General features: G+C 58.8%; 27 protein-coding genes. 24 read left to right on the forward strand and 3 right to left on the reverse strand.

What is annotated here, in order from left to right:
- Positions 1 to 125: 125 nt before the first annotated feature.
- Together AC07VO_RS15540 and AC07VO_RS15545 are read right to left on the reverse strand one after the other, a co-directional pair.
- Positions 126 to 1,358: a transporter associated domain-containing protein gene (locus tag AC07VO_RS15540; protein WP_064620151.1), complete on the reverse strand. Its 1,233-nt coding sequence runs from the start codon at positions 1,356 to 1,358 to the stop codon at positions 126 to 128.
- 12 nt (positions 1,359 to 1,370) lie between these two features.
- Positions 1,371 to 2,183: a cytochrome C assembly family protein gene (locus AC07VO_RS15545; RefSeq protein WP_018927074.1), complete on the reverse strand. Its 813-nt coding sequence runs from the start codon at positions 2,181 to 2,183 to the stop codon at positions 1,371 to 1,373.
- 210 nt (positions 2,184 to 2,393) lie between these two features.
- Between AC07VO_RS15545 and ffh the strand changes: the two genes are divergently transcribed.
- The 5 genes from ffh (at position 2,394) to rplS (ending at position 5,965) form a co-directional block, all read left to right on the forward strand.
- Complete coding sequence (gene ffh / locus AC07VO_RS15550; RefSeq protein WP_007941401.1) at positions 2,394 to 3,770, forward strand: signal recognition particle protein; 1,377 nt, start codon at positions 2,394 to 2,396, stop codon at positions 3,768 to 3,770.
- A gap of 250 nt (positions 3,771 to 4,020) precedes the next feature.
- A complete protein-coding gene (gene rpsP, locus AC07VO_RS15555; protein ID WP_003198088.1) occupies positions 4,021 to 4,272 on the forward strand; it encodes a 30S ribosomal protein S16 in 252 nt (83 codons plus the stop codon).
- Positions 4,273 to 4,277: 5 nt separating this feature from the next.
- Positions 4,278 to 4,814 (forward strand): ribosome maturation factor RimM, encoded by a 537-nt coding sequence (gene rimM / locus AC07VO_RS15560; protein ID WP_086944744.1) that lies wholly within the window; start codon positions 4,278 to 4,280, stop codon positions 4,812 to 4,814.
- Positions 4,796 to 5,569: a tRNA (guanosine(37)-N1)-methyltransferase TrmD gene (gene trmD / locus AC07VO_RS15565; protein ID WP_172901170.1), complete on the forward strand. Its 774-nt coding sequence runs from the start codon at positions 4,796 to 4,798 to the stop codon at positions 5,567 to 5,569. Before rimM ends, trmD begins: the two co-directional genes overlap by 19 nt.
- Positions 5,570 to 5,614: 45 nt before the next feature.
- The gene (gene rplS, locus AC07VO_RS15570) at positions 5,615 to 5,965 is read left to right on the forward strand and encodes a 50S ribosomal protein L19 (RefSeq protein ID WP_003175895.1); all 351 of its coding nucleotides are present in this window, start codon (positions 5,615 to 5,617) and stop codon (positions 5,963 to 5,965) included.
- A 398-nt stretch (positions 5,966 to 6,363) separates the two neighbouring features.
- On the opposite strand, the gene suhB is transcribed toward rplS, so the two are convergent.
- A complete protein-coding gene (gene suhB / locus AC07VO_RS15575) occupies positions 6,364 to 7,182 on the reverse strand; it encodes a type III secretion system regulator SuhB (RefSeq protein WP_007941397.1) in 819 nt (272 codons plus the stop codon).
- Between the two features lie 146 nt (positions 7,183 to 7,328).
- Here suhB and trmJ point away from each other — a divergent pair, with 146 nt between their 5' ends.
- From trmJ to der, 19 genes are all read left to right on the forward strand, one after another.
- Positions 7,329 to 8,099, forward strand: coding sequence for a tRNA (cytosine(32)/uridine(32)-2'-O)-methyltransferase TrmJ (trmJ, locus tag AC07VO_RS15580; RefSeq protein WP_018927071.1), 771 nt, complete (start codon positions 7,329 to 7,331; stop codon positions 8,097 to 8,099).
- Between the two features lie 2 nt (positions 8,100 to 8,101).
- Positions 8,102 to 8,878 (forward strand): serine O-acetyltransferase, encoded by a 777-nt coding sequence (gene cysE, locus AC07VO_RS15585; protein WP_026286494.1) that lies wholly within the window; start codon positions 8,102 to 8,104, stop codon positions 8,876 to 8,878.
- 184 nt (positions 8,879 to 9,062) lie between these two features.
- Entirely contained in the window at positions 9,063 to 9,554 is a 492-nt protein-coding gene (iscR, locus tag AC07VO_RS15590; protein WP_003227911.1) for a Fe-S cluster assembly transcriptional regulator IscR, read from the forward strand.
- A 50-nt stretch (positions 9,555 to 9,604) separates the two neighbouring features.
- Entirely contained in the window at positions 9,605 to 10,819 is a 1,215-nt protein-coding gene (locus AC07VO_RS15595) for an IscS subfamily cysteine desulfurase (protein ID WP_007941393.1), read from the forward strand.
- Positions 10,820 to 10,904: 85 nt separating this feature from the next.
- Positions 10,905 to 11,291 (forward strand): Fe-S cluster assembly scaffold IscU, encoded by a 387-nt coding sequence (iscU, locus tag AC07VO_RS15600; protein WP_003443374.1) that lies wholly within the window; start codon positions 10,905 to 10,907, stop codon positions 11,289 to 11,291.
- A 34-nt stretch (positions 11,292 to 11,325) separates the two neighbouring features.
- A complete protein-coding gene (iscA, locus tag AC07VO_RS15605; RefSeq protein ID WP_007941391.1) occupies positions 11,326 to 11,649 on the forward strand; it encodes an iron-sulfur cluster assembly protein IscA in 324 nt (107 codons plus the stop codon).
- A gap of 8 nt (positions 11,650 to 11,657) precedes the next feature.
- Positions 11,658 to 12,179, forward strand: coding sequence for a co-chaperone HscB (gene hscB, locus AC07VO_RS15610; protein WP_018927068.1), 522 nt, complete (start codon positions 11,658 to 11,660; stop codon positions 12,177 to 12,179).
- 51 nt (positions 12,180 to 12,230) lie between these two features.
- Positions 12,231 to 14,093, forward strand: a complete 1,863-nt coding sequence (gene hscA / locus AC07VO_RS15615; RefSeq protein ID WP_064620145.1) for a Fe-S protein assembly chaperone HscA — start codon at positions 12,231 to 12,233, stop codon at positions 14,091 to 14,093.
- A gap of 3 nt (positions 14,094 to 14,096) precedes the next feature.
- On the forward strand, positions 14,097 to 14,438 hold the full coding sequence (gene fdx, locus AC07VO_RS15620; RefSeq protein WP_018927066.1) for an ISC system 2Fe-2S type ferredoxin: 342 nt from the start codon (positions 14,097 to 14,099) through the stop codon (positions 14,436 to 14,438).
- Positions 14,439 to 14,452: 14 nt separating this feature from the next.
- Positions 14,453 to 14,653, forward strand: coding sequence for a Fe-S cluster assembly protein IscX (gene iscX / locus AC07VO_RS15625; protein ID WP_007941386.1), 201 nt, complete (start codon positions 14,453 to 14,455; stop codon positions 14,651 to 14,653).
- A 92-nt stretch (positions 14,654 to 14,745) separates the two neighbouring features.
- Entirely contained in the window at positions 14,746 to 15,171 is a 426-nt protein-coding gene (ndk, locus tag AC07VO_RS15630; protein WP_018927065.1) for a nucleoside-diphosphate kinase, read from the forward strand.
- Between the two features lie 28 nt (positions 15,172 to 15,199).
- Complete coding sequence (rlmN, locus tag AC07VO_RS15635) at positions 15,200 to 16,348, forward strand: dual-specificity RNA methyltransferase RlmN (protein WP_007941385.1); 1,149 nt, start codon at positions 15,200 to 15,202, stop codon at positions 16,346 to 16,348.
- Between the two features lie 12 nt (positions 16,349 to 16,360).
- Complete coding sequence (gene pilW, locus AC07VO_RS15640; protein ID WP_086944745.1) at positions 16,361 to 17,119, forward strand: type IV pilus biogenesis/stability protein PilW; 759 nt, start codon at positions 16,361 to 16,363, stop codon at positions 17,117 to 17,119.
- Positions 17,119 to 18,156: a RodZ domain-containing protein gene (locus AC07VO_RS15645; protein ID WP_477743269.1), complete on the forward strand. Its 1,038-nt coding sequence runs from the start codon at positions 17,119 to 17,121 to the stop codon at positions 18,154 to 18,156. The genes pilW and AC07VO_RS15645 overlap by 1 nt, the downstream gene beginning before the upstream one ends.
- Positions 18,157 to 18,159: 3 nt before the next feature.
- The gene (gene ispG, locus AC07VO_RS15650) at positions 18,160 to 19,269 is read left to right on the forward strand and encodes a flavodoxin-dependent (E)-4-hydroxy-3-methylbut-2-enyl-diphosphate synthase (RefSeq protein ID WP_003185136.1); all 1,110 of its coding nucleotides are present in this window, start codon (positions 18,160 to 18,162) and stop codon (positions 19,267 to 19,269) included.
- Positions 19,270 to 19,306: 37 nt separating this feature from the next.
- A complete protein-coding gene (gene hisS, locus AC07VO_RS15655) occupies positions 19,307 to 20,596 on the forward strand; it encodes a histidine--tRNA ligase (RefSeq protein ID WP_018927062.1) in 1,290 nt (429 codons plus the stop codon).
- A gap of 40 nt (positions 20,597 to 20,636) precedes the next feature.
- Positions 20,637 to 21,278: a tetratricopeptide repeat protein gene (locus AC07VO_RS15660; protein WP_018927061.1), complete on the forward strand. Its 642-nt coding sequence runs from the start codon at positions 20,637 to 20,639 to the stop codon at positions 21,276 to 21,278.
- Positions 21,271 to 22,422 carry an outer membrane protein assembly factor BamB gene (gene bamB / locus AC07VO_RS15665; protein WP_064620135.1) on the forward strand — a complete coding sequence of 384 codons (1,152 nt, stop codon included), beginning with the start codon at positions 21,271 to 21,273 and terminating at the stop codon, positions 22,420 to 22,422. Before AC07VO_RS15660 ends, bamB begins: the two co-directional genes overlap by 8 nt.
- 135 nt (positions 22,423 to 22,557) lie before the next feature.
- Positions 22,558 to 24,030: a ribosome biogenesis GTPase Der gene (gene der, locus AC07VO_RS15670; RefSeq protein WP_018927059.1), complete on the forward strand. Its 1,473-nt coding sequence runs from the start codon at positions 22,558 to 22,560 to the stop codon at positions 24,028 to 24,030.
- Positions 24,031 to 24,074: the final 44 nt, after the last annotated feature.

Raw genomic sequence — 24,074 nt, forward strand, 5'->3', positions numbered from 1 at the left:
GAAGATCTGGCCGGAACCTGCTGCATGCGGGGTAAGCATGTGGTTCGGTGGGAGGCTTGGGTAAGCCGGCTCGATTATAGGAAGGTGGCTAACTATCGAACAAGAGGGGCGGTTGTTTTAACCCGTTAACGGATAAACGCAGGCGCTGAGCTGGTATGCCAGATCAGCACGCGCGTGACGCGATTTTCTTCAGTCTCCAGAATCTCCAGTCGGTATCGTCCGATCTTCAGGCACACCGCACTGTCCGGAATCGTCTCCAACGCCTCGGTCACCAAGCCGTTTAGGGTTTTCGGACCATCGCTGGGCAAATGCCAGCCGAGGCTCTTGTTCAGCTCGCGGATGGACGCTGCGCCATCAATCACCAGTCGGCCATCGGCCTGCGGGTGAATGTGCGGGTTATCCAGGCTGTGCTGGCTTTCGAACTCTCCGACGATTTCTTCGAGAATATCTTCCAGGGTCACGATACCCAGTACTTCCCCGTACTCGTCGACCACCATGCCCAAGCGCCGCTGCTGCTTGTGGAAATTCAGCAATTGCAGTTGCAACGGTGTGCTTTCCGGCACGAAGTACGGTTCGTGACTGGCCGCCAGCAGCGCTTCCACAGTCAGGCTTGAATCCGGCAACAAATGACGGATCTGCCGGGTGTTGAGCACCGCTTCGACCTGGTTGATGTCGCTGTGGAATACCGGCAGGCGGGTGCGCCTGTTGTGGCGCAGTTGCTCGATGATTTCTTCGAGGGGGTCGTCCAGGTTGATCCCGTCGACGTCGCTGCGTGGCACCAGAATATCGTTGACCGTGATGTTATCCAGTGCGTGGATGCCTGACAGTGGGCGATAAGCCGCATGTTCGTGATCGTCGTGCCGATCTGCCGGTGTCTCGTCTTCGCTTTGCTGCACCACGTTGATTTTGCGGGCGAATGGCCGCATCAGCAGTTGGCTGATGCCATTGAGTAGCCATGCGGCGGGATAGACGATTTTCAGCGGTATGCCGAGCAGTGTGTTGCCCAAGGCCAGGACGGCATCCGGATAGCGTGCGGCGAGGGCGCGTGGCAGGTAGTCGGCGAACACCAGCAACATTGCGCCGGCACCGAGGCAGGCAATCCAGGGGCCGTTTTGCGCCCAGGTGAAAATCGCCAGCAAGGTGCTGATGACCACCACCAGCGCGCGGCATAAGGTGTTGCAGAGGATCAGGCTGTTGAGCGGGAAGCTCAGCTTGGCCACGGGTTTGTCGCTGGAGCGCGAGGCCGTGCGCTGGGCCAGTAATTGCTGTTGCGCAACTTCGATGGCGGTAAACAGCCCCGACCATAAAATCAGCAGGGCCAGCACCGCGAGCATCGGTCCTATGGGCAAGTCGTCCATTAATGCCGCCCGTCAGATGTGCAGAATGTATTCGCGGACCAGCTTGCTGCCGAAATACGCCAGCATCAGCAGGCAGAAACCGGCAAGGGTCCAGCGGATGGCTTTGTGTCCGCGCCAGCCGAGACGGTTGCGCCCCCAGAGCAGCACGCTGAACACGATCCAGGCCAGGCACGCCAGCAGGGTTTTATGCACCAGGTGCTGGGCGAACAGGTTCTCGACGAACAGCCAGCCGGAAATCAGCGACAACGACAGCAGGCTCCAGCCGGCCCAGAGGAAACCGAACAGCAGGCTTTCCATGGTTTGCAGCGGCGGGAAGTTCTTGATCAGCCCGGACGGATGCTTGTGCTTGAGCTGATGGTCCTGAACCAGCAGCAGCAAGGCCTGGAACACCGCGATGGTGAACATGCCATAAGCGAGGATCGACAAGAGAATGTGGGCGAGAATGCCTGGCTCTTCGTCGATGACCTGCACCGTGCCGGCGGGGGCGAACTGTGCCAGCAACACTGTTGCGGCGCCCAGCGGGAACAGCAATACAAGCAGGTTTTCCACTGGAATCCGTGAGCAGGCCAGCAGGGTCAGGGCGATGACCGCTGCGGCAATCAGGCTGGCGGCGCTGAAAAAGTCCAGGGCCAGGCCGACCGGAGTCAGCAGATAGCTGATCAGGCTGGCGCTGTGGGCCAGCACGGCCAGTACGCCGAGCGTGACCAGCAGGCGTTTGTTCGCCTTGGCACCGGTGGCCAGGCGAGTGCCTTGATAGAAGGTCGCAGCGGCATATAAGCAGGCGGCGGCGAGGGTGGTAAGCAAGCTGGGTGACAAGGGGAGCATAAATCCTGTTAGGCAGGCCCGAAAGGCGTTGAGTTTGGCATAGAACCCATACGGCACGAAAGACCATACAAGCTGACGGCGAGGTGTCCGCCAGACGCAGTCTTCGCTATAATCCGCGACCTGCCCACGCCGCAGGCTCGCCGAGCACATGTTGATTCCGGTCTGGGCCGCCATTATCCCGGTCTACACAGGGCCTGAAAGGATCGCGCAATGTTTGAAAACTTAACCGACCGTCTCTCACAGACGCTGCGCCATGTCACCGGCAAGGCCAAGCTGACCGAAGACAACATCAAAGACACCCTGCGTGAAGTGCGCATGGCGTTGCTCGAAGCCGACGTCGCCTTGCCGGTGGTCAAAGACTTCGTCAATTCGGTCAAGGAACGCGCTGTCGGCACCGAGGTGTCGCGCAGCCTGACGCCGGGCCAGGCCTTCGTGAAGATCGTCCAGGCCGAACTCGAAAGCTTGATGGGCGCAGCCAACGAAGATTTGAACCTGAGCGCCGTTCCACCGGCCGTGGTTCTGATGGCCGGTTTGCAGGGTGCGGGTAAAACCACCACCGCCGGCAAACTGGCGCGCTTCCTTAAGGAGCGCAAGAAGAAGTCGGTCATGGTCGTGTCCGCGGACGTTTACCGTCCTGCGGCGATCAAGCAGCTGGAAACCCTGGCCAACGATATCGGCGTGACGTTCTTCCCGTCCGACCTGAGCCAGAAGCCGGTTGACATTGCGCAAGCGGCTATTAAAGAAGCCAAGCTGAAATTCATCGACGTGGTCATCGTCGACACCGCTGGTCGTTTGCACATCGACGAAGAGATGATGGGCGAGATCAAGGCGCTGCACGCCGCGATCAATCCGGTCGAAACCCTGTTCGTGGTCGATGCCATGACCGGCCAGGACGCCGCCAACACGGCCAAGGCCTTCGGTGATGCATTGCCGCTGACCGGTGTGATCCTGACCAAGGTCGACGGTGATGCCCGTGGCGGTGCCGCACTGTCGGTACGTGCCATTACCGGCAAGCCGATCAAGTTCATCGGTATGGGCGAGAAGAGCGAAGCGCTCGAGCCGTTCCACCCTGAGCGTATCGCATCGCGCATCCTCGGCATGGGCGACGTGCTCAGCCTGATCGAACAGGCCGAAGCGACCCTCGACAAGGACAAGGCCGACAAGCTGGCCAAGAAGCTGAAGAAGGGCAAGGGCTTCGACCTCGAAGACTTCCGCGATCAGCTGCAACAGATGAAGAACATGGGCGGTCTCGGCGGCCTCATGGACAAACTGCCGAATATCGGTGGTGTGAACCTGGCGCAGATGGGCAATGCCCAGGGTGCGGCAGAGAAGCAATTCAAGCAGATGGAAGCCATCATCAATTCCATGACCCCGGCCGAGCGCCGCGACCCTGAGCTGATCAGTGGTTCGCGCAAGCGCCGGATCGCCATGGGTTCCGGCACCCAGGTGCAGGACATCGGTCGCTTGATCAAGCAGCACAAGCAGATGCAGAAGATGATGAAGAAATTCTCCGCGAAAGGCGGAATGGCCAAAATGATGCGCGGCATGGGCGGTATGTTGCCCGGCGGCGGCATGCCCAAGATGTAAAGAATTCGCGCAGGAGCTTGCTCCTGCGCCGACCCACACGGACGTGGGATCTCCAGCAAACCCGCACTTGGCGGGAGCTGACTGGCCATCTTCAACGATGGCTCTATAGCAAATCTGGATGGCACGCCGATAGGCGCCGGAAAAAGACATTTGCAAAAGTCCGGATATTCCTTAGAATATGCGGCCTTTCGGGCACCTATGCCCGCTGTGCATTTAGATTTGCAGCACCGACTACAGGAACGATGTTCACATGCTAACAATCCGTCTTGCCCTTGGCGGCTCCAAAAAGCGCCCGTTTTACCACTTGACCGTAACCGACAGCCGCAACCCGCGTGACGGTTCGCACAAGGAACAGGTTGGTTTCTTCAACCCTGTTGCTCGTGGTCAAGAAGTTCGTCTGTCCGTGAACCAAGAGCGCGTAGCCTACTGGCTGAGCGTTGGTGCACAGCCTTCTGAGCGCGTTGCTCAGTTGTTGAAGGAATCTGCTAAGGCTGCGGCCTGAGCAATATGAACGCGACGCCAGCTGTTGCTGATGATTTGATCGTTATCGGCAAGATTTATTCTGTTCACGGCGTTCGCGGCGAAGTGAAGGTGTATTCCTTTACTGATCCGATTAAAAACCTGTTGGACTACAAAACCTGGACGCTCAGGCGCGAAGGCAGCGTAAAACAGGTCGAGCTGGTCAGCGGACGCGGGAACGACAAGTTCCTGGTCGCAAAGCTCAAGGGTCTTGATGATCGTGAAGAAGCTCGTCTTCTGGCTGGTTATGAGATCTGCGTGCCGCGCAACCTGTTCCCTGAATTGACCGATGGCGAGTACTACTGGTACCAGCTGGAAGGTCTGAAGGTCATCGATACTCACGGGCAATTGTTCGGGAAAATCGATCATCTTCTGGAAACCGGCGCCAATGATGTAATGGTGGTCAAGCCTTGCGCTGGCAGCCTGGATGATCGCGAACGCCTGTTGCCGTATACCGAGCAATGCGTGTTGGCCGTCGATCTGGCAGCGGGCGAGATGAAGGTGGAATGGGATGCGGACTTCTAAACGTGGCTAACCTGCGCGTAGAAGTGATCAGTTTGTTTCCCGAGATGTTCTCCGCCATCAGCGAGTACGGCATCACCAGTCGGGCGGTGAAACAGGGGCTGTTGCAGCTTACCTGTTGGAATCCGCGAGACTACACGACGGATCGACATCACACTGTGGATGATCGCCCATTTGGCGGTGGTCCGGGCATGGTGATGAAGATCAAGCCCCTGGAAGATGCTCTGGTTCAGGCCAAGGCAGCAGCCGGGGAGGCGGCGAAGGTAATTTACCTGTCCCCCCAAGGCCGTCAACTGACACAGTCGGCGGTACGCGAGTTGGCGAATCTGGATGCATTGATCCTGATTGCCGGCCGCTATGAAGGCATTGACGAGCGTTTTATTGATGCTCATGTCGATGAAGAGTGGTCGATTGGCGACTATGTCCTGTCTGGCGGCGAGCTGCCGGCGATGGTCCTGATCGATGCGGTTACACGACTGCTGCCTGGAGCTTTAGGGCATGCGGACTCCGCTGAGGAAGATTCCTTTACGGATGGTTTGCTGGATTGCCCGCACTACACCCGACCGGAGGTGTATGCGGATCAGCGTGTTCCCGACGTATTGCTAAGTGGCAATCACGCGCACATCCGGCGTTGGCGTTTACAGCAGTCCCTTGGTCGGACCTATGAACGACGCGCCGATCTTCTGGAAAGCCGCTCGCTTTCTGGAGAAGAGAAGAAGCTGCTCGAGGAATACATCCGCGAGCGGGACGATAGTTAACAACGTATCGATGGTAGATCCGACGATTTACCTTAGGAGCACAGCATGACTAACAAAATCATCCTTGCACTCGAAGCAGAGCAGATGACTAAAGAGATCCCTACCTTTGCCCCGGGCGACACCATTGTCGTTCAGGTGAAAGTGAAGGAAGGCGATCGTTCGCGTCTGCAAGCGTTCGAAGGCGTAGTTATCGCCAAGCGTAACCGCGGCGTAAACAGTGCTTTCACCGTTCGTAAAATCTCCAACGGTGTTGGTGTAGAGCGTACTTTCCAGACCTACAGCCCGCAAATCGACAGCATGGCTGTCAAGCGTCGCGGTGATGTACGTAAGGCCAAGCTGTACTACCTGCGTGACCTGTCCGGTAAAGCAGCTCGCATCAAGGAAAAACTGGCTTAAGTCCAGCTTCCGATGCCGAAAGGCCGGCCTGCTCAGGTTGGCTTTTCAAGAAAATGCCTCGTATCGAAAGATGCGGGGCATTTTTCGTTATGGCTGCATATATAAAAAACTGCGGCGCTCTTTCTGTAGCTGCTGCCGAAGGCTGCGTCTGGCTGTAGCAGCTGTCGAGCTCCAGCGAGGCTGCGTCCGGCTGCGAAGCAGTCGTGAATCCGGCTAATGCGGTCTGTCTGGCGTGCCGTAATCTCTGATTATGCGACTGCTGCGTCCGAGCGCAGGCTTCGCCAGCTGCTACGGATTGCGTTACGGCTTAACTTGGTCGTATTAGTCGCACAAAAGAAAACGCCCCGAACCAGTCGGGGCGTTTGCTTTAAGTGTTGCGGCTTTTTGGGCTTGGGCGCTTAGCGCTTCAGCGAAGCTGGCAGGTGTGGCTGGATCGCTGTCAGTACTGCCTTGAAGCACTTGGTGTTGCCGGCGACGACGTGACCTTTCTCCAGGAAGTCGTGACCGCCGGTGAAGTCGCTCACCAAGCCACCGGCTTCCTGGATTAACAGGGCGCCTGCAGCCATATCCCACTCGGACAGGCCTGACTCCCAGAAGGCGTCGAAACGGCCGGCAGCCACGTAGGCCAGGTCGAGGCTTGCCGAGCCGGCGCGGCGGATGCCGGCGGTCTGGCCAACCAGGGCGCGGAACATGCCCAGGTAGTTGTCGAGGTTGTCCATCTGGTCGTCACGGAACGGGAAGCCGGTACCCAGCAGGGCGCCGTCCAGGCTGGTACGGCCGCTAACGCGCAGGCGACGACCGTTCAGTTGAGCGCCGCGACCACGGCTGGCGGTGAATTCTTCCTGGCGAACCGGGTCCAGAACAACAGCGTGTTCCAGGCGGCCGCGGTATTTGCAGGCGATGCTGACAGCGAAGTGAGGAATGCCGCGCAGGAAGTTGGTGGTGCCGTCCAGTGGGTCGATGATCCACAGGTATTCTTCGCCTTCGATGCCGGTGCCGGCGTGCAGGCCGGTTTCTTCACCCATGATCGAGTGATTCGGGTAGGCCTTGCGCAGTGCGTCGATGATTTTCTGTTCGGCGGCGCGATCCACCTCGGATACATAATCCTTGGCGTCTTTTTCGTCGACCTTGATGGTATCCAGGCGCTCGATGGAGCGGAAGATCAATTCACTGGCGCTGCGGGCGGCGCGCAGCGCGATATTCAGCATGGGCTGCATGGATGTGTCACCTAAGGTTGTTAAAGAAAGCCGGGCATTCTATCAGAAAGTTTCTACAGGAGAAGGTCGACGTTCGCTTTCATGGCTTAACGGTAGGAGGAGCTGTAAGATTCGGCTCCCCCATTCAATGTTCGAGAGCGCCTCCCTTGCTGCAAAACATTCGTGTCGTCCTGGTCAATACCAGTCATCCCGGAAATATCGGCGGTGCTGCGCGTGCCATGAAGAACATGGGCCTGTCGCGACTGGTGCTGGTCGAGCCGCGGTTGTTCCCGCACCACGAGGCCGATGCGCGTGCGTCCGGCGCCGGGGACATCCTTGAAAACGCGCAAGTCGTCGCCACCTTGGAAGATGCCTTGGTCGGCTGCAATCTGGTGCTGGGTACCAGTGCTCGTGATCGTCGCATTCCCTGGCCGTTGCTCGATCCCCGTGAGTGCGGTGCAAGGGTGGTCGAGGAGGCGGGGCAGGGTGCCGAGATCGCATTGGTGTTCGGTCGTGAAGATTCCGGCCTGACCAACGAAGAGCTGCAGCGATGTCATTATCACGTGCACATTCCATCAGACCCCGAGTTCAGTTCGCTGAACCTCGGGGCGGCGGTGCAGGTGTTGAGCTATGAAGTGCGCATGTCCTGGCTGGCGGCCCAAGGTCAGCCGAGCAAGGTCGAGAAGGAGGAAGTGGCGTCCACCAAGAGTGGTGAGCTGGCGACCATGGATGAGCTGGAGCGATTCTATGAGCACCTGGAGCAAACCCTGGTGGCCATCGAATTCCTCGATCCGGAAAAGCCACGGCACTTGATGGCGCGCCTGCGCCGGTTGTACGGACGCAGCTCGGTCAGCCGAGCGGAAATGAATATATTGCGTGGCATCCTCACGGAAACCCAGAAGGCGGCCCGTGGCGAGCTTCTAAAGCGGAAGGATTAATGATGTTCGAGCGTTTGCGTGAAGATATCCAAAGTGTTTTTCATCGTGACCCGGCGGCGCGTAATGCTTTTGAGGTCCTGACCTGCTATCCGGGCATGCATGCCATCTGGATCCATCGCCTGTCATCGCTCCTGTGGCGCACAGAGCTGAAATGGCTGGCGCGGCTGGTGTCGAACTTCGGTCGCTGGTTGACCGGGATCGAGATTCATCCGGGGGCCAAGGTCGGTCGTCGCTTCTTTATCGACCATGGCATGGGCATCGTTATTGGTGAGACTGCCGAGATCGGCAACGATGTCACCCTTTATCAGGGCGTGACCCTTGGTGGCACCAGCTGGAACAAGGGCAAGCGTCACCCGACCCTGGAAGACGGCGTGGTGGTTGGCGCGGGCGCCAAGGTGCTCGGCCCATTCACTGTCGGTGCCGGGGCCAAGGTGGGTTCCAATGCCGTGGTCACCAAGGCAGTTCCGCCGGGTGCGACGGTGGTGGGGATTCCGGGGCGGATTATCGTCAAGTCCGACGATGAGCAGGATGCCAAGCGCAAGGCCATGGCCGAGAAGATCGGCTTCGATGCCTACGGTGTCGGCGAAGACATGCCGGACCCGGTGGCCCGGGCGATTGGTCAGTTGCTCGATCACTTGCAGGCGGTCGATGGGCGTCTGGAGGGTATGTGTGGAGCGCTGAAGGATCTGGGCAGTAATTACTGTGCCAAGGATCTGCCTGAACTGCGTGAAGAAGACTTTGCCTGTGTGAAGGGCAAGGACGAAAGCAGGGCCAGCTGATTCACGGCAGGGTCGCATTCAGGCATTTGCACCGCGCTGGTTGGTGTGCCATTGCACCGCAGACCCTGCTATGATGCGCGCGCTCTTTTGCGGGTAAACCTGAGTAATACGCTAGGTCTTATAGTTGACTTAAATACTCGGGAATTGCATACTCGCCCCATTCCGAACTCCGTGGTAATTGTCCATGCGACTGACTACAAAAGGCCGATACGCCGTGACCGCCATGCTTGACCTGGCGTTACACGCGCAGCACGGGCCGGTGTCCCTGGCCGATATCTCCGAGCGCCAAGGCATCTCCCTGTCCTACCTCGAGCAGCTTTTCGCCAAATTGCGCCGTAGCAATCTGGTGTCCAGTGTTCGCGGTCCGGGCGGTGGCTACCAATTGTCCCGCGACATGCAGGGCATCCAGGTCGCCCAGGTAATCGATGCGGTCAACGAATCGGTCGATGCAACCAAGTGCCAGGGCCAGGGCGATTGCCATTCCGGCGACACCTGTCTGACTCACCATTTGTGGTGCGATCTTAGCCTGCAGATTCACGAATTTCTGAGCGGTATCAGCTTGGCTGACCTTGTAACTCGCCGTGAGGTGCAAGAAGTAGCCCAGCGTCAGGACCAGCGTCGTTGCAACAGCAAGGCGCCACGCCTGGACAAGATTGAAGCGTCCGCCGTCGAATGACAGCCAAAGAGCTAGCGGCACGCCAGCCAGCCTGATTTAGGAGATAGTCCATGAAATTGCCGATTTACCTTGATTACTCTGCGACCACCCCGGTTGATCCGCGTGTCGCGCAAAAGATGAGTGAATGCCTGCTGGTCGACGGAAACTTCGGTAACCCGGCGTCCCGTTCCCACGTGTTCGGCTGGAAAGCCGAAGAGTCCGTCGAGAACGCTCGTCGTCAGGTCGCTGATCTGGTTAACGCCGACCCGCGTGAAATCGTCTGGACCTCCGGTGCCACCGAGTCCGACAACCTGGCAATCAAGGGGGCGGCGCATTTCTACTCCACCAAAGGCAAACACCTGATCACCACCAAGATTGAGCACAAGGCTGTCCTCGACACCATGCGCCAACTGGAGCGTGAAGGTTTCGAAGTGACCTACCTCGATCCTCGTGAAGATGGCCTGGTCACTCCGGAAATGGTCGAAGCTGCCCTGCGTGACGACACCATTCTGGTATCGGTCATGCACGTGAACAACGAAATCGGCACCATCAACGACATCGCTGCCATCGGTGAGCTGACCCGCTCCCGGGGTATTCTGTTCCACGTCGATGCTGCTCAGTCCACCGGCAAGGTCGAGATCGACCTGTCGAAACTGAAAGTTGACCTGATGTCGTTCTCTGCCCACAAAACCTACGGCCCTAAAGGCATCGGCGCGCTGTACGTCAGCCGCAAGCCGCGTGTGCGCATCGAAGCGACCATGCACGGCGGCGGTCACGAGCGTGGCATGCGTTCCGGCACCCTGGCGACTCACCAGATCGTCGGCATGGGCGAAGCGTTCCGTGTGGCCAAGGAAGACATGGCTGCCGAGAATGCACGCATCAAAGCGCTGAGCGACCGTTTCTTCAAACAGGTTGAAGGCCTGGAAGAGTTGTACGTCAACGGCAGCATGACCGCCCGCGTACCGCACAACCTGAACCTGAGCTTCAACTACGTCGAAGGCGAGTCGCTGATCATGGCGCTCAAGGATCTGGCGGTTTCGTCGGGTTCGGCCTGCACCTCGGCATCGCTTGAGCCTTCGTACGTGCTGCGCGCCCTGGGCCGCAACGACGAACTGGCACACAGCTCGATTCGCTTCACCTTCGGCCGTTTCACCACCGAAGAAGAAATCGACTACGCCGCGCAGAAAGTCTGCGAGGCCGTCACCAAGCTGCGCACTCTGTCGCCGCTGTGGGACATGTACAAAGACGGCGTCGACATTTCGAAAATCGAGTGGGCGGCACACTGATATTCAAGTCGCCGCAACCGGGCCCTGCGAATCCACGATTGGCAGGGCTTCAAGAGCGACTCCTGATGAGTGAGGATTAAGAATCATGGCTTACAGCGAAAAGGTCATCGACCACTACGAGAACCCGCGCAACGTCGGCAAGATGGATGCAGAAGATCCTGATGTCGGCACCGGCATGGTCGGCGCTCCGGCGTGCGGTGACGTGATGCGTCTGCAGATCAAGGTCAACGAACAAGGCATCATCGAAGACGCCAAGTTCAAGACTTACGGTTGCGGTTCGGCAATCGCCTCCAGCTCCCTGGCGACCGAGTGGATGAAAGGCAAGACTCTGGATGAAGCAGAGACCATCAAGAACACTCAACTGGCCGAAGAACTGGCCCTGCCGCCAGTGAAAATTCACTGCTCTGTACTCGCTGAAGACGCTATCAAGGCGGCCGTTCGCGACTACAAGCAGAAGAAAGGCTTGATCTGACTTTCAAGATTTGGCGACGAGTAAGGAGTCACCGATGGCTATCAGCATGACAGAAGCGGCTGCTCAACACGTGCGACGCTCCCTCAACGGGCGCGGCAAGGGTGATGGGATTCGTCTGGGTGTTCGCACCACGGGCTGTTCCGGCCTTGCCTATGTGCTGGAGTTTGTCGACGAGGTGGGCGCGGACGATCAGGTGTTCGAAAGTCACGGCGAGAAAGTGATCATCGACCCGAAAAGCCTGGCCTACCTGGACGGCACCGAGCTTGATTTCGTCAAGGAAGGGTTGAACGAAGGCTTCAAGTTCAACAACCCCAACGTACGCGGTGAGTGTGGCTGCGGCGAAAGCTTCAATATCTGAGGCTGCTCGTGGGTACTCCTTGTCATTTCGCTTTATTTGAGCTGCAACCGAGTTTCAATCTGGACCTCGATCAGCTGGCTACGCGCTACCGTGAGTTGGCGCGCGGCGTTCATCCGGACCGCTTTGCCGACGCTTCCGAGCGTGAGCAGCGGCTGGCGCTCGAGCAATCCGCGAGCCTCAACGAGGCCTACCAGACGCTCAAAAGCCCCCCCAAGCGCGCGCGATACTTGCTCGCATTGAGTGGTGGCGAGTTGCCGCTGGAGGTCACGGTGCATGATCCGGAGTTTCTTCTGCAGCAGATGGAGTTGCGTGAAGAGCTCGAGGATCTGCAGGACAGCGCCGACATGGCGGGTATTGCCACGTTCAAGCGCCGCCTCAAGGCAGCTCAGGATGAACTGAACCAAAGCTTCGCAGCTTGCTGGAATGATGCGGCGCAACGCGAACGGGCCGAACGCCTGATGCGGCGCATGCAGTTCCTCGACAAGCTCACCTACGAAGTGCGCCAGTTAGAAGAGCGCCTCGACGATTAACCCAGTGCCGCTCCGGTCGCACGCCTGATATACAGATAAGTCCTGATCACGATGGCCCTACTGCAGATCGCCGAACCCGGCCAAAGTCCTCAACCGCACCAGCGTCGTCTGGCTGTGGGGATCGACTTGGGCACTACCAATTCGCTGGTCGCTGCATTGCGCAGTGGTCTTTCCGAGCCTCTGGCCGATGCGCAAGGGCGGGTTATCCTGCCGTCTGCCGTGCGCTATCACGCCGATCGCGTCGAGGTCGGCGAATCGGCCAAACTGGCTGCCGCTACCGATCCTCTGAACACTGTGCTGTCGGTCAAGCGCTTGATGGGACGTGGTTTGTCCGACGTCAAGCAATTGGGCGATCAGCTGCCATACCGTTTTGTCGACGGCGAGTCGCACATGCCGTTCATCGACACGGTGCAAGGCCCGAAAAGCCCGGTCGAAGTCTCCGCCGATATCCTCAAGGTGCTGCGTCAGCGTGCCGAAGCGACCTTGGGTGGCGAACTGGTCGGCGCAGTGATCACCGTTCCGGCCTATTTCGATGATGCTCAGCGTCAAGCCACCAAGGATGCGGCCAAGCTGGCCGGCCTGAACGTGCTGCGCTTGCTCAATGAACCGACCGCTGCTGCGGTGGCTTACGGTCTGGATCAACAGGCTGAAGGCCTGGTTGCCATTTATGACCTGGGCGGTGGCACCTTCGATATTTCGATTCTGCGTCTGACCGGCGGTGTGTTTGAAGTGCTGGCTACCGGTGGCGACAGCGCGTTGGGTGGCGATGACTTCGATCACGCCATTGCTGGCTGGATCATCGAGAGTGCCGGTCTGTCGGCCGACCTCGATCCGGGCGAGCAGCGCAATCTGCTGCAAACCGCGTGTGCGGCCAAAGAAGCCCTGACTAGTGCCTCGTCCGTCGAAGTCGCATATGGCGACTGGAAGGCGGGGCTGACCCGTGAAGCGTTCAATGCGCTGATCGAGCCGATGGTTGCCCGCAGCCTGAAAGCCTGTCGTCGCGCGGTGCGTGATTCCGGCATTGAGCTGGAAGACGTTCATGCGGTGGTCATGGTCGGCGGCTCGACTCGCGTACCGCGCGTTCGCGAAGCCGTTGCGCAAGCCTTCGGTCGCGAACCGCTGACCGAAATCGACCCGGACCAAGTCGTGGCCATCGGTGCCGCGATCCAGGCCGATACCCTGGCTGGCAATAAGCGTGACGGCGGCGAACTGCTGTTGCTCGACGTGATTCCGTTGTCCCTGGGGCTGGAAACCATGGGCGGCCTGATGGAGAAGGTGATTCCGCGCAACACCACCATCCCTGTCGCCCGGGCCCAGGACTTCACCACTTATAAAGACGGCCAGTCGGCCATGGCGATCCACGTATTGCAGGGCGAGCGTGAGTTGATCAGCGACTGCCGCTCCCTGGCACGCTTCGAATTGCGCGGTATTCCAGCGATGGTTGCTGGTGCGGCGAAGATTCGCGTGACCTTCCAGGTCGACGCCGACGGTCTGCTCAGTGTCTCGGCCCGCGAATTGGGTTCGGGTGTCGAAGCCAGCATTCAGGTCAAACCGTCCTACGGCCTGACCGACGGCGAAATCGCCAAAATGCTCAAGGATTCGTTCCAGCACGCCAATGACGACAAGGTCGCCCGCGTATTGCGTGAGCAGCAGGTCGATGCCCAGCGCCTGATCGAAGCAGTGCAGGGCGCTCTGGATGTCGACGGCGAACGCTTGCTCGACGCCGAAGAGCGCATGGTCATCGAATTGCAGATGCAGGAACTGACCGAATTGATGAAAGGCACCGATGGTTACGCCATTGAGCAGCAGACCAAACGTCTGTCGCAAGTGACCGATGCCTTTGCTGCCCGCCGCCTGGACTCGACGGTGAAAGCCGCTCTGGCGGGGCGCAATCTGAATGAAATCGAGGAATAATTGATGCCGCAGGTCATTTTTCTGCCACACGAGAAGTTCTGTCCGGAAGGCATGGTTGTGGAGGCTGAGCCTGGCATATCCATTCTCGAGCTGGCCCATGAACACCATATCGAGATGGAAAGCGCTTGCGGCGGCGTCTGCGCGTGCACCACTTGTCACTGCATCATTCGTGAGGGTTTCGACTCGCTGGAAGAGGCTGATGAGCTGGAGGAAGACTATCTTGATAAGGCTTGGGGGCTGGAAGCTCAGTCGCGTCTGGCCTGTCAGGCAAAAGTCGGGACTGAAGACCTGACCGTCGAAATTCCGAAATACTCGCTCAACCATGCCGCCGAAGCGCCGCACTGATTCAAGGAACTTTCATGAGCCTGAAATGGGTTGATGTGCTGGAAATCGCGATCCAGCTGGCTGAGTCAAAGCCGGATGTGGACCCGCGTTACGTGAACTTCGTCGATCTGCACCAGTGGGTGCTGGCATTGCCGGAGTTCAGTGATGATCCGACACGCGGTGGCGAGAAGGTGCTTGAAGCCATTCAGGCCGCCTGGATCGAAGAAGCAGACTGAGTCTGCACCGTACGCAGTTAGGCAATACCAAAGAACCCGCGTATAATTCGCGGGTTTAATTTTTCGCAAATTACCGTTTCTGGAGTTACACCATGGCTGTTCAACGTACTTTCTCCATCATCAAGCCTGACGCTGTTGCTAAAAATGTTATCGGCGAGATCACCACTCGTTTCGAAAAAGCAGGCCTGCGCGTTGTAGCTTCGAAACTGAAGCAACTGTCCAAAGCCGAAGCTGAAGGCTTCTACGCTGAGCACAGCGCTCGTGGTTTCTTCAACGACCTGGTTGCTTTCATGATTTCCGGTCCGGTTGTCGTTCAGGTTCTGGAAGGCGAAAACGCTATCGCTCTGAACCGTGAGCTGATGGGCGCTACCAACCCTAAAGAAGCTGCTCCTGGCACCATCCGCGCTGACTTCGCTGATTCCATCGACGCCAACGCCGTACACGGTTCGGACTCCGAAGCCGCTGCTGCTCGCGAAATCTCGTACTTCTTCGCAGCTACTGAAGTAACCACTCGCTAAGCATTGGCTTAAGAGTGAAGGTGAATCCATGACTACATCGACTGTAAAAACCAACCTGCTGGGTCTGACTCAACAGGAAATGGAAAAATTCTTCGACTCAATCGGGGAGAAGCGTTTCCGTGCCGGTCAGGTAATGAAATGGATTCACCACTTTGGCGTCGATGATTTCGACGCCATGACGAACGTCAGCAAGGCCTTGCGCGAAAAGCTCAAGGCTGTTGCTGAAATTCGTGGTCCGGAAGTGGTCAGCGAGGACATCTCCAGCGACGGTACCCGTAAGTGGGTGGTGCGCGTGGCGTCCGGCAGCTGCGTCGAGACCGTTTACATTCCCCAGGGCAAACGCGGCACCTTGTGCGTTTCGTCCCAGGCAGGCTGTGCCCTGGACTGCAGTTTCTGCTCCACCGGCAAGCAAGGTTTCAATAGCAACCTCACCGCCGCCGAAGTCATCGGCCAGGTGTGGATTGCCAACAAATCCTTTGGCAGCGTCCCGGCAACCGTCGACCGTGCCATCACCAACGTGGTGATGATGGGCATGGGTGAGCCGCTGCTGAACTTCGACAACGTCGTGGCCGCCATGCATCTGATGATGGATGACCTGGGCTATGGCATCTCCAAGCGCCGCGTAACCCTGTCGACTTCGGGTGTGGTGCCGATGATCGATGAGCTGTCCAAGCACATCGATGTTTCCCTGGCGTTGTCCCTGCACGCACCAAATGACGCATTGCGTAACCAATTGGTGCCGATCAACAAGAAGTATCCGCTTAAGATGCTGCTGGAATCGTGTCAGCGCTACATGTCGTCCCTGGGCGAAAAGCGCGTACTGACCATCGAGTACACCTTGCTCAAGGACATCAATGACAAGGTCGAACACGCGGTCGAAATGATCGAGTTGCTCAAGAATGTTCCGTGCAAGATCAACCTGATTCCGTTCAACCCGTTCCCGCACTCCGGTTACGAGCGTCCGAGCAACAATGCGATTCGCCGTTTCCAGGATCAGCTTCACCATGCAGGCTTCAACGTCACCGTGCGTACCACTCGCGGTGAAGACATCGATGCCGCGTGTGGCCAATTGGTAGGGCAGGTGCTGGATCGCACCCGTCGCAGCGAACGTTATATCGCCGTGCGTGAGTTGAGCGCCGACAACGATATGCCGCAAAACGCTGCGAACAATAATTAAGAGAGGATCTCTATGTCCCTGCGCTTCGCGCTGCTTGTGCTGTTGGCCAGCCTGTGTGCTGGTTGTGTCCTGTCGGGCGATTTCAACCCGATGAAGACCAGCAAGGGCCGTGATGAAGCGCGTGCCGCCTACGTGCAGCTGGGCCTGGGGTACTTGCAGCAGGGCATGACCGAGCGCGCCAAGGTCCCGCTGAAGAAGGCGTTGGAACTGGATGACTCGGATGCTGACGCCAACGCGGCCTTGGGGCTGGTGTTCCAGGCCGAGATGGAGCCGGAACTGGCCGATCAGCATTTTCGCAAGGCGCTGGCTTCCCGTCCCGCCGATGCGCGAATCCTGAACAACTACGGCAGTTTTCTGTTCGAAGAAAAACGTTACAAAGAGGCGTACGAGCGCTTTGAACAGGCGGCCGCCGATACTCTGTATCCTGAGCGTTCGCGGGTTTTCGAGAACCTCGGCATGACCGCTTCAAAGCTGGGCCAGCGTGACCTGGCTCGCCAGCAACTGGAAAAAGCCCTGCGTTTGAACCGCCAACAGCCACGTGCCTTGCTGGAAATGGCTGAGTTGTCATTCGAAGACAGGCATTATGTGCCCGCGCGTGACTATTACGATCGTTTTAGCCTGCTCACCGAGCAAAATGCACGTAGTCTATTGCTCGGCGTTCGGCTGGCAAAAGTGTTTGAAGATCGCGACAAGGCCGCCAGTTATGGCCTGCAATTAAAACGACTCTATCCCGGTACGCCGGAATATCAGCAATACCTGTCGGAGCAATGATGAAAGCGGCGCATCCCGAAGTTGTAGCAGCGAATCGCGTTAACCCCGGTGAGACTTTGCGCCAGGCCCGCGAAAGCAATGGCTGGTCGCTGGCCGAAGTGGCCCTCAAGCTCAACCTCACCGTCAATTCCCTGAGTAATCTGGAAGCCGGCGCTTTTGACAAGCTGCCTGGCCACACCTTTGCTCGTGGCTATATTCGCGCGTACGCCAAATTGCTGGGCATGGACCAGGCTGTTCTGGTTCAGCAGTTCGACCAATCCACCGGCACCGACTCCCAGGGCAGCAACGTCCACAGCCTGGGGCGTATCGAAGAGCCGGTTCGGGTTTCCCACACCATTTTGCGAATTGTCAGCCTGCTGTTGCTGATCGCGGTGATTGGTGGTGGTTTTGTCTGGTGGCAGGATCAAACCTCATCGCGCACCAAGGACCTGGTCAGCCTGGCTCCGGAACACGTTGAAGTCGAAGGCGCCGATGGCACCACCCAGATCCATCCGCTGGACGAGCCGGAAGACCAGGCGGTTGCGCAAGGTGAGTCTGAAGGTGAAACGCCTCTGGCGTTGCCGCAGGCGGAGGAGCCTGCCAACGCCGAAGCAAGCGCGCCGGCGCCAACACCCGCTCCAGCAGCCCCGGTAGCAACACCTGCGGCTCCGGCCCACAATACTGCTCCGGTTGTCGCGACACCGGCAGCGCCAGTTGTTGCCGCTGTACCGGCAGCGGTTGCGACGGCTCCGATTGCGCCGGCCGTTGCAGCTGCTGCGCCAGCAGCTCCAGCAGCTCCAGCAGCTCCGGTTGCGGGCCAGGGCCAGGTTCAACTGCAATTCAGCGCCGATTGCTGGACTCAAGTGACCGACGGCACGGGTAAAGTGTTGTTGAGTGGTCTCAAGCGTAAAGGCGAAAGTGTTTCCGTCAGCGGCAAGCCGCCCTTTGCCGTGCGTCTGGGCTTTGCCCGTGGCGCGCAGGTCAGCTACAACGGGCAGGTGGTTGATGTCGCTCCGTTCACCAGTGGCGAGACTGCTCGCCTGAAGTTAGGTCAATAAGTCATGCACGGCGAATCTCCAATCAAGCGTCGCGAATCCCGGAAAATCTGGGTCGGTAACGTGCCTGTTGGCGGCGATGCGCCCATCGCTGTGCAGAGCATGACCAACAGCGACACCAATGACGTGGCCGCCACCGTGGCCCAGATCAATCGTCTGGAAGCCGCCGGCGTCGATATCGTTCGGGTTTCGGTGCCGGACATGGACGCCGCCGAAGCCTTCGGCAAGATCAAGCAACTGGTCAAGGTGCCGTTGGTGGCTGACATCCACTTCGACTACAGGATCGCTCTGCGCGTAGCCGAACTGGGCGTCGATTGCCTGCGCATCAACCCAGGCAACATCGGTCGTGAAGACCGCGTACGTGCGGTGGTCGATGCCGCCCGTGATCGCGGGATTCCAATCCGTATCGGCGTGAACGCCGGTTCCCTGGAAAAAGACCTGCAAAAGAAATATGGCGAGCCTACTCCGGCTGCGCTGGTCGAGTCCGCCCTGCGTCACGTCGAACACCTCGAACGCCTGAATTTCCAGGACTTCAAGGTCAGCGTAAAAGCTTCCGACGTGTTCATGGCCGTTGAAGCCTACCGCTTGCTGGCCAAGGAAATCGTCCAGCCGTTGCACCTGGGCATCACCGAAGCCGGTGGTTTGCGTTCAGGCACAGTGAAATCCGCCGTGGGCCTCGGTATGCTGCTCGCCGAAGGGATTGGCGATACTATTCGCATCTCGTTGGCGGCCGACCCGGTCGAGGAAGTGAAAGTCGGCTACGACATTCTCAAATCCCTGCACCTGCGTTCCCGTGGCATCAACTTCATCGCCTGCCCGAGCTGCTCGCGGCAGAACTTCGATGTGGTCAAAACCATGAACGAGCTGGAAGGGCGCCTCGAAGACTTGCTGGTGCCGCTGGATGTCGCGGTAATCGGTTGCGTGGTCAACGGGCCGGGCGAAGCCAAGGAAGCCCATATCGGCTTGACCGGCGGCACGCCAAACCTGATTTACATCGACGGCAAGCCGTCGCAGAAACTGACGAATGACAATCTGGTGGATGAGCTTGAACGCTTGATCCGCCAGAAAGCGGCCGAAAAGGTCGAAGCCGACGCGGCTGTAATCGCTCGCGGCTGAGCCTGACTGAAGAGCCGAACGAATTTAAGGATTTAAAGTGAGCAAGTCTCTGCAAGCCATTCGTGGCATGAACGACATCCTGCCCGAACAGACTCCCCTGTGGCGTCATTTCGAGGGCACCGTTTCGCGTTTGCTGGATAACTACGGTTACAAGCAGATCCGCATGCCGATCGTCGAGTTCACCGAGCTGTTCAAGCGCTCCATCGGTGAAGTGACCGACATCGTCGAAAAAGAGATGTACACCTTCGAAGACCGCAACGGCGATTCCCTGACCCTGCGCCCTGAAGGCACAGCGGCCTGCGTGCGTGCGGTGCTCGAACACGGCATTACCGGCGGCGGCCAGGTGCAGAAACTCTGGTACATCGGCCCGATGTTCCGCCACGAACGTCCGCAGAAAGGCCGTTATCGCCAGTTCCACCAGATTGGTTGTGAAGTCTTCAACCTCGACGGTCCGGACATCGACGCCGAGCTGATCGTGCTGACCTGGCGCCTGTGGGGCGAGCTGGGTATCCGCGATGCGGTCAAGCTCGAACTCAACAGCCTGGGCACTGCCGAATCCCGTGGTCGTTATCGCGAAGCACTGGTCGAGTACCTGACCGCTCGCCTGGATCAACTGGACGAAGACAGCCAGCGCCGTCTGAAGACCAACCCGCTGCGGGTCCTGGATACCAAGAACGCCGACACTCAAGCGGTGCTGGCCGACGCGCCGAAAATGGCCGACTACCTCGACGAAGAATCCCGCGTGCACTTCGAGGGCCTCAAGGCTCGCCTGGACGCCGCCGGCATTCCTTATGTGATCAACCCGAAGCTGGTTCGCGGGCTGGATTACTACAGCAAGACCGTATTCGAATGGGTCACCGACCAATTGGGCGCCCAGGGCACGGTATGTGCCGGTGGTCGTTACGACGGTCTGGTGGAGCAGATGGGCGGCAAGCCGACCCCGGGCGTAGGTTTCGCCATGGGCATCGAGCGTCTGGTGCTGCTGCTTGAAACCCTGGAGCAGATCCCCGAAGAGATCTCCCGTCAGGTTGACGTCTACCTCTGCGCCTTCGGTGAAGCCGCCGAGCTGGCCGGTCTGACCCTGAGCGAGCGTGTTCGTGATCAACTGCCCAACCTGCGCCTGCAAATCAATGCCGGGGGCGGCAGCTTCAAAAGCCAGTTCAAGAAAGCCGACAAGAGCGGTGCGCTGTACGCATTGATCCTCGGTGACGACGAAATGGCCCAGCAAGTGGTAGGTTTCAAACCCCTGCGTGGCCAGGGCGAACAACAAAGCATTGCCTGGGATGCGCTTGCTGCACACCTGGCCACCTGCGTCGTGCAGGGTTGAAGCTGTCAAACAGCCGATTTAGCGATTAAGGAGTATTGGGGTGTCGAGTACCGAAGACGAACATGTGGCGGAGTTGAAGGAGTGGTGGACACGCAACGGCAAGCCCCTGGTTACTGGCGGCCTGTTGGCGCTGGTCATCGTGTTCGGCTGGCAGGCCTTTCAGAAGTATCAGAGCAATCAGTCGCAAGGCGCCTCGATTCTCTACCAGCAGTTGCTGGAAACCACGCTGACGCCTGACGGCAAGCCTGATGCTGCACGTGTTTCGGATCTGGCCGGCAAGCTCAACAGCGAGTTCGGCGGCACTGCCTACGCGCAATACGGCAGCCTGTTCGTGGCGAAAGTCGCGGTCGACAGCGGCAAGCTGGACGACGCTGCCAGCGAGCTGAAAGCCATTGTCGACAAGCCGGCCAACCCGGCTCTGGGTGAAATCGCCCGTCAGCGCCTGGCGCAGGTGCTGGCCGCGCAGAACAAGGTCGATGAAGCCCTGAAACTGCTCGAAGGCGATGCCGACAAGGCCTTCCTGGCCACTCGCGAAGAACTCAAGGGCGACCTGCTGGTGCAACTGGGTCGTACCGACGAAGCGAACGCTGCGTATCAAAAAGCCAAGGCGGCACTGTCGGATGAAGCGGCGGTCGGTGGCCTACAAATCAAGCTGGACGACCTGGCCAAAGGGGATGCGTGACGTGATCCGTTGGAAACATGCAGCATTGCTGGCTCTGGCCATTCTGGCCGCGGGTTGCAGCAGCAACAGCAAAAAAGAGTTGCCACCGGCCGAGCTGACCGACTTCAAGGAAGAAGTGGTTCTGCACAAGCAGTGGAGTCGTTCGATCGGTAACGGTCAGGGCGAAACCTACAACATGCTGGTTCCGGCGATCGATGGCGATACGATCTATGCCGCCGACGTCACCGGTGTGGTGATGGCGATGGATCGCAGCAATGGCGACGTCAAGTGGAAGAAAGATCTCAAACTGCCTGTCTCCGGCGCCGTTGGCGTGGGTTACGGTCTGGTCATGATCGGCACGCTCAAGGGTGAAATCGTTGCCCTGGATGCCAGCAGCGGTGAAGAGAAATGGCGCGCTCGCGTGACCAGCGAAGTTCTCGCACCACCGGCCACCAACGGTGACGTTGTTGTGGTTCAGACCCAGGATGACCGTCTGATCGGTCTGGATGCCTCTACCGGCAACCAGCGCTGGTTGTATGACAGCACGCCAGCGGTCCTGACCCTGCGCGGCACCAGCGCACCGATCGTCACCAACCGCCTCGCGGTGGCTGGCTTGTCGACCGGTAAAGTGGTTGCTCTTGATGTGTCCAACGGCGTGCCGGTTTGGGAACAGCGTGTAGCGATTCCACAAGGTCGTTCGGAGCTGGAGCGTGTGGTCGATATCGACGGTGGCTTGCTGCTGTCCGGCGGTACGCTGTATGTCGCCAGCTACCAGGGTCGCGTCGCGGCACTGGATCTGGAAAGCGGTCGTCAGCTCTGGCAGCGTGATGCTTCCAGCTATGCCGGCGTCGCCCAGGGTTTTGGCAGCGTCTATGTGAGCCTGTCTTCGGGCACTGTTGAAGGCGTCGACGAGCGTTCCACCACTGCATTGTGGAGCAACGATTCGCTGGCCCGCCGCCAACTGTCGGCTCCGGAAGTGTTCTCCAGCTACGTTGCAGTCGGTGACCTGGAAGGTTACCTGCACCTGCTGAGTCAGGTGGACGGTCGTTTCGTCGGCCGCGAGCGCATCGACAGCGACGGCCTGCGTGCCCGTCCGCTGGTGGTGGGTGACACGATTTATGTGTATGGCAACAGCGGCAAACTGGAAGCCCTGACCATCAAGTAAAGACTATGCTTGGGGTTTAACCCCCAAGCGGCCTTGTTCTGCAAGGCTCGCAGCGCTTTCAAGCGCTGCCCCGAGCACCAGCCGCTGCCTCGCAGCGGCTTTTGTATTTTCTGAAATAACGAAGTGGAGAGCCGCATGGTTCCCGTAATCGCCCTGGTGGGCCGACCGAACGTCGGCAAGTCCACCTTGTTCAACCGCCTGACCAGGACTCGCGACGCCATCGTCGGCGACTTGTCCGGTCTGACCCGTGATCGCCAATACGGTGAGGCCAAGTGGCAAGGGCGTTCCTACATTCTGGTCGACACTGGCGGTATCTCCGGTGACGAGCACGGTATGGACGAAAAAATGGCCGAGCAGTCGCTGCTGGCCATTGAAGAAGCGGATGTCGTTCTGTTCCTGGTAGATGCCAAGGCCGGTTTTACCGCCGCCGACCAGATGATCGCCGAGCACTTGCGCAAGCGTAACAAGCGTTCCTACGTGGTCGCCAACAAGGTCGACAACATCGACCCTGAAATGGCCCGCGCCGAATTCGCCCCGTTGGGCATGGGCCACGCGATCCCGATCGCCGGTGCCCATGGTCGTGGCATCACCCAGATGCTGGAAATCGCCCTGAGCGACTTCCCGAAAGACGAAGAAGAACCGCAAGAAGGCGAAGAGGAAGAGATCGTTGCCGAAGGTGAGGAAGCCAAGCGCATTCCTGGCCCAAGCGAAAAAGACGGTATCAAGATCGCCATCATCGGCCGTCCGAACGTCGGCAAGTCGACCCTGGTCAACCGCATGCTCGGTGAAGACCGGGTGATCGTGTATGACCAACCTGGTACCACCCGCGACAGTATTTACATCCCGTTTGAGCGTAACGACGAGAAGTACACGCTGATCGACACCGCGGGTGTGCGCAAGCGCGGCAAGATTCACGAAGAAGTCGAAAAGTTCTCCGTGGTCAAAACCCTGCAGGCGATCAAAGACGCCAACGTGGTGATCTTCGTGATGGACGCCCGCGAAGGCGTGGTGGACCACGACCTCAACCTGCTGGGTTTTGCCCTTGAAGCCGGTCGTGCGTTGGTGATCGCGATCAACAAGTGGGACGGGATGACGCCGAGCGAGCGCGACTTCGTGAAGGTCGAACTGCAACGTCGACTGTTCTTCGTCGACTTCGCCGACATCCACTTCATCTCGGCCCTGCACGGCACTGGCGTAGGTAATCTCTACGCGTCGGTACAGAACTCGTTCAAGTCCGCGGTCACCCGCTGGCCGACCAACCGCCTGACCCAGATTCTGGAAGATGCGGTCGGCGAGCACGCGCCACCGATGGTCAACAACCGCCGGATCAAGCTGCGTTATGCCCACTTGGGTGGTGCGAACCCGCCGATCATCGTGATCCACGGTAACCAGATCGAGAAGGTGCCGAAGTCTTACGTCCGTTACCTGGAAAACACTTACCGTCGTGTGCTCAAGCTGGTCGGTACGCCGATCCGCATCGAGTTCAAGGGCGGCGAGAACCCGTACGAAGGCAACAAGAACTCGCTCACCGACCGTCAGGTCAACAAGAAGCGTCGTTTGATGTCGCACCATAAGAAGGCTGACAAGAAGCGCCGCGACAAGCGCTGATTCAAGGCCTCACTCTTTTTGTGAGGGCTTGTTGTGGCGAGGGA

Source organism: Pseudomonas sp. GW821-FHT03E01 (genome assembly GCF_059420765.1).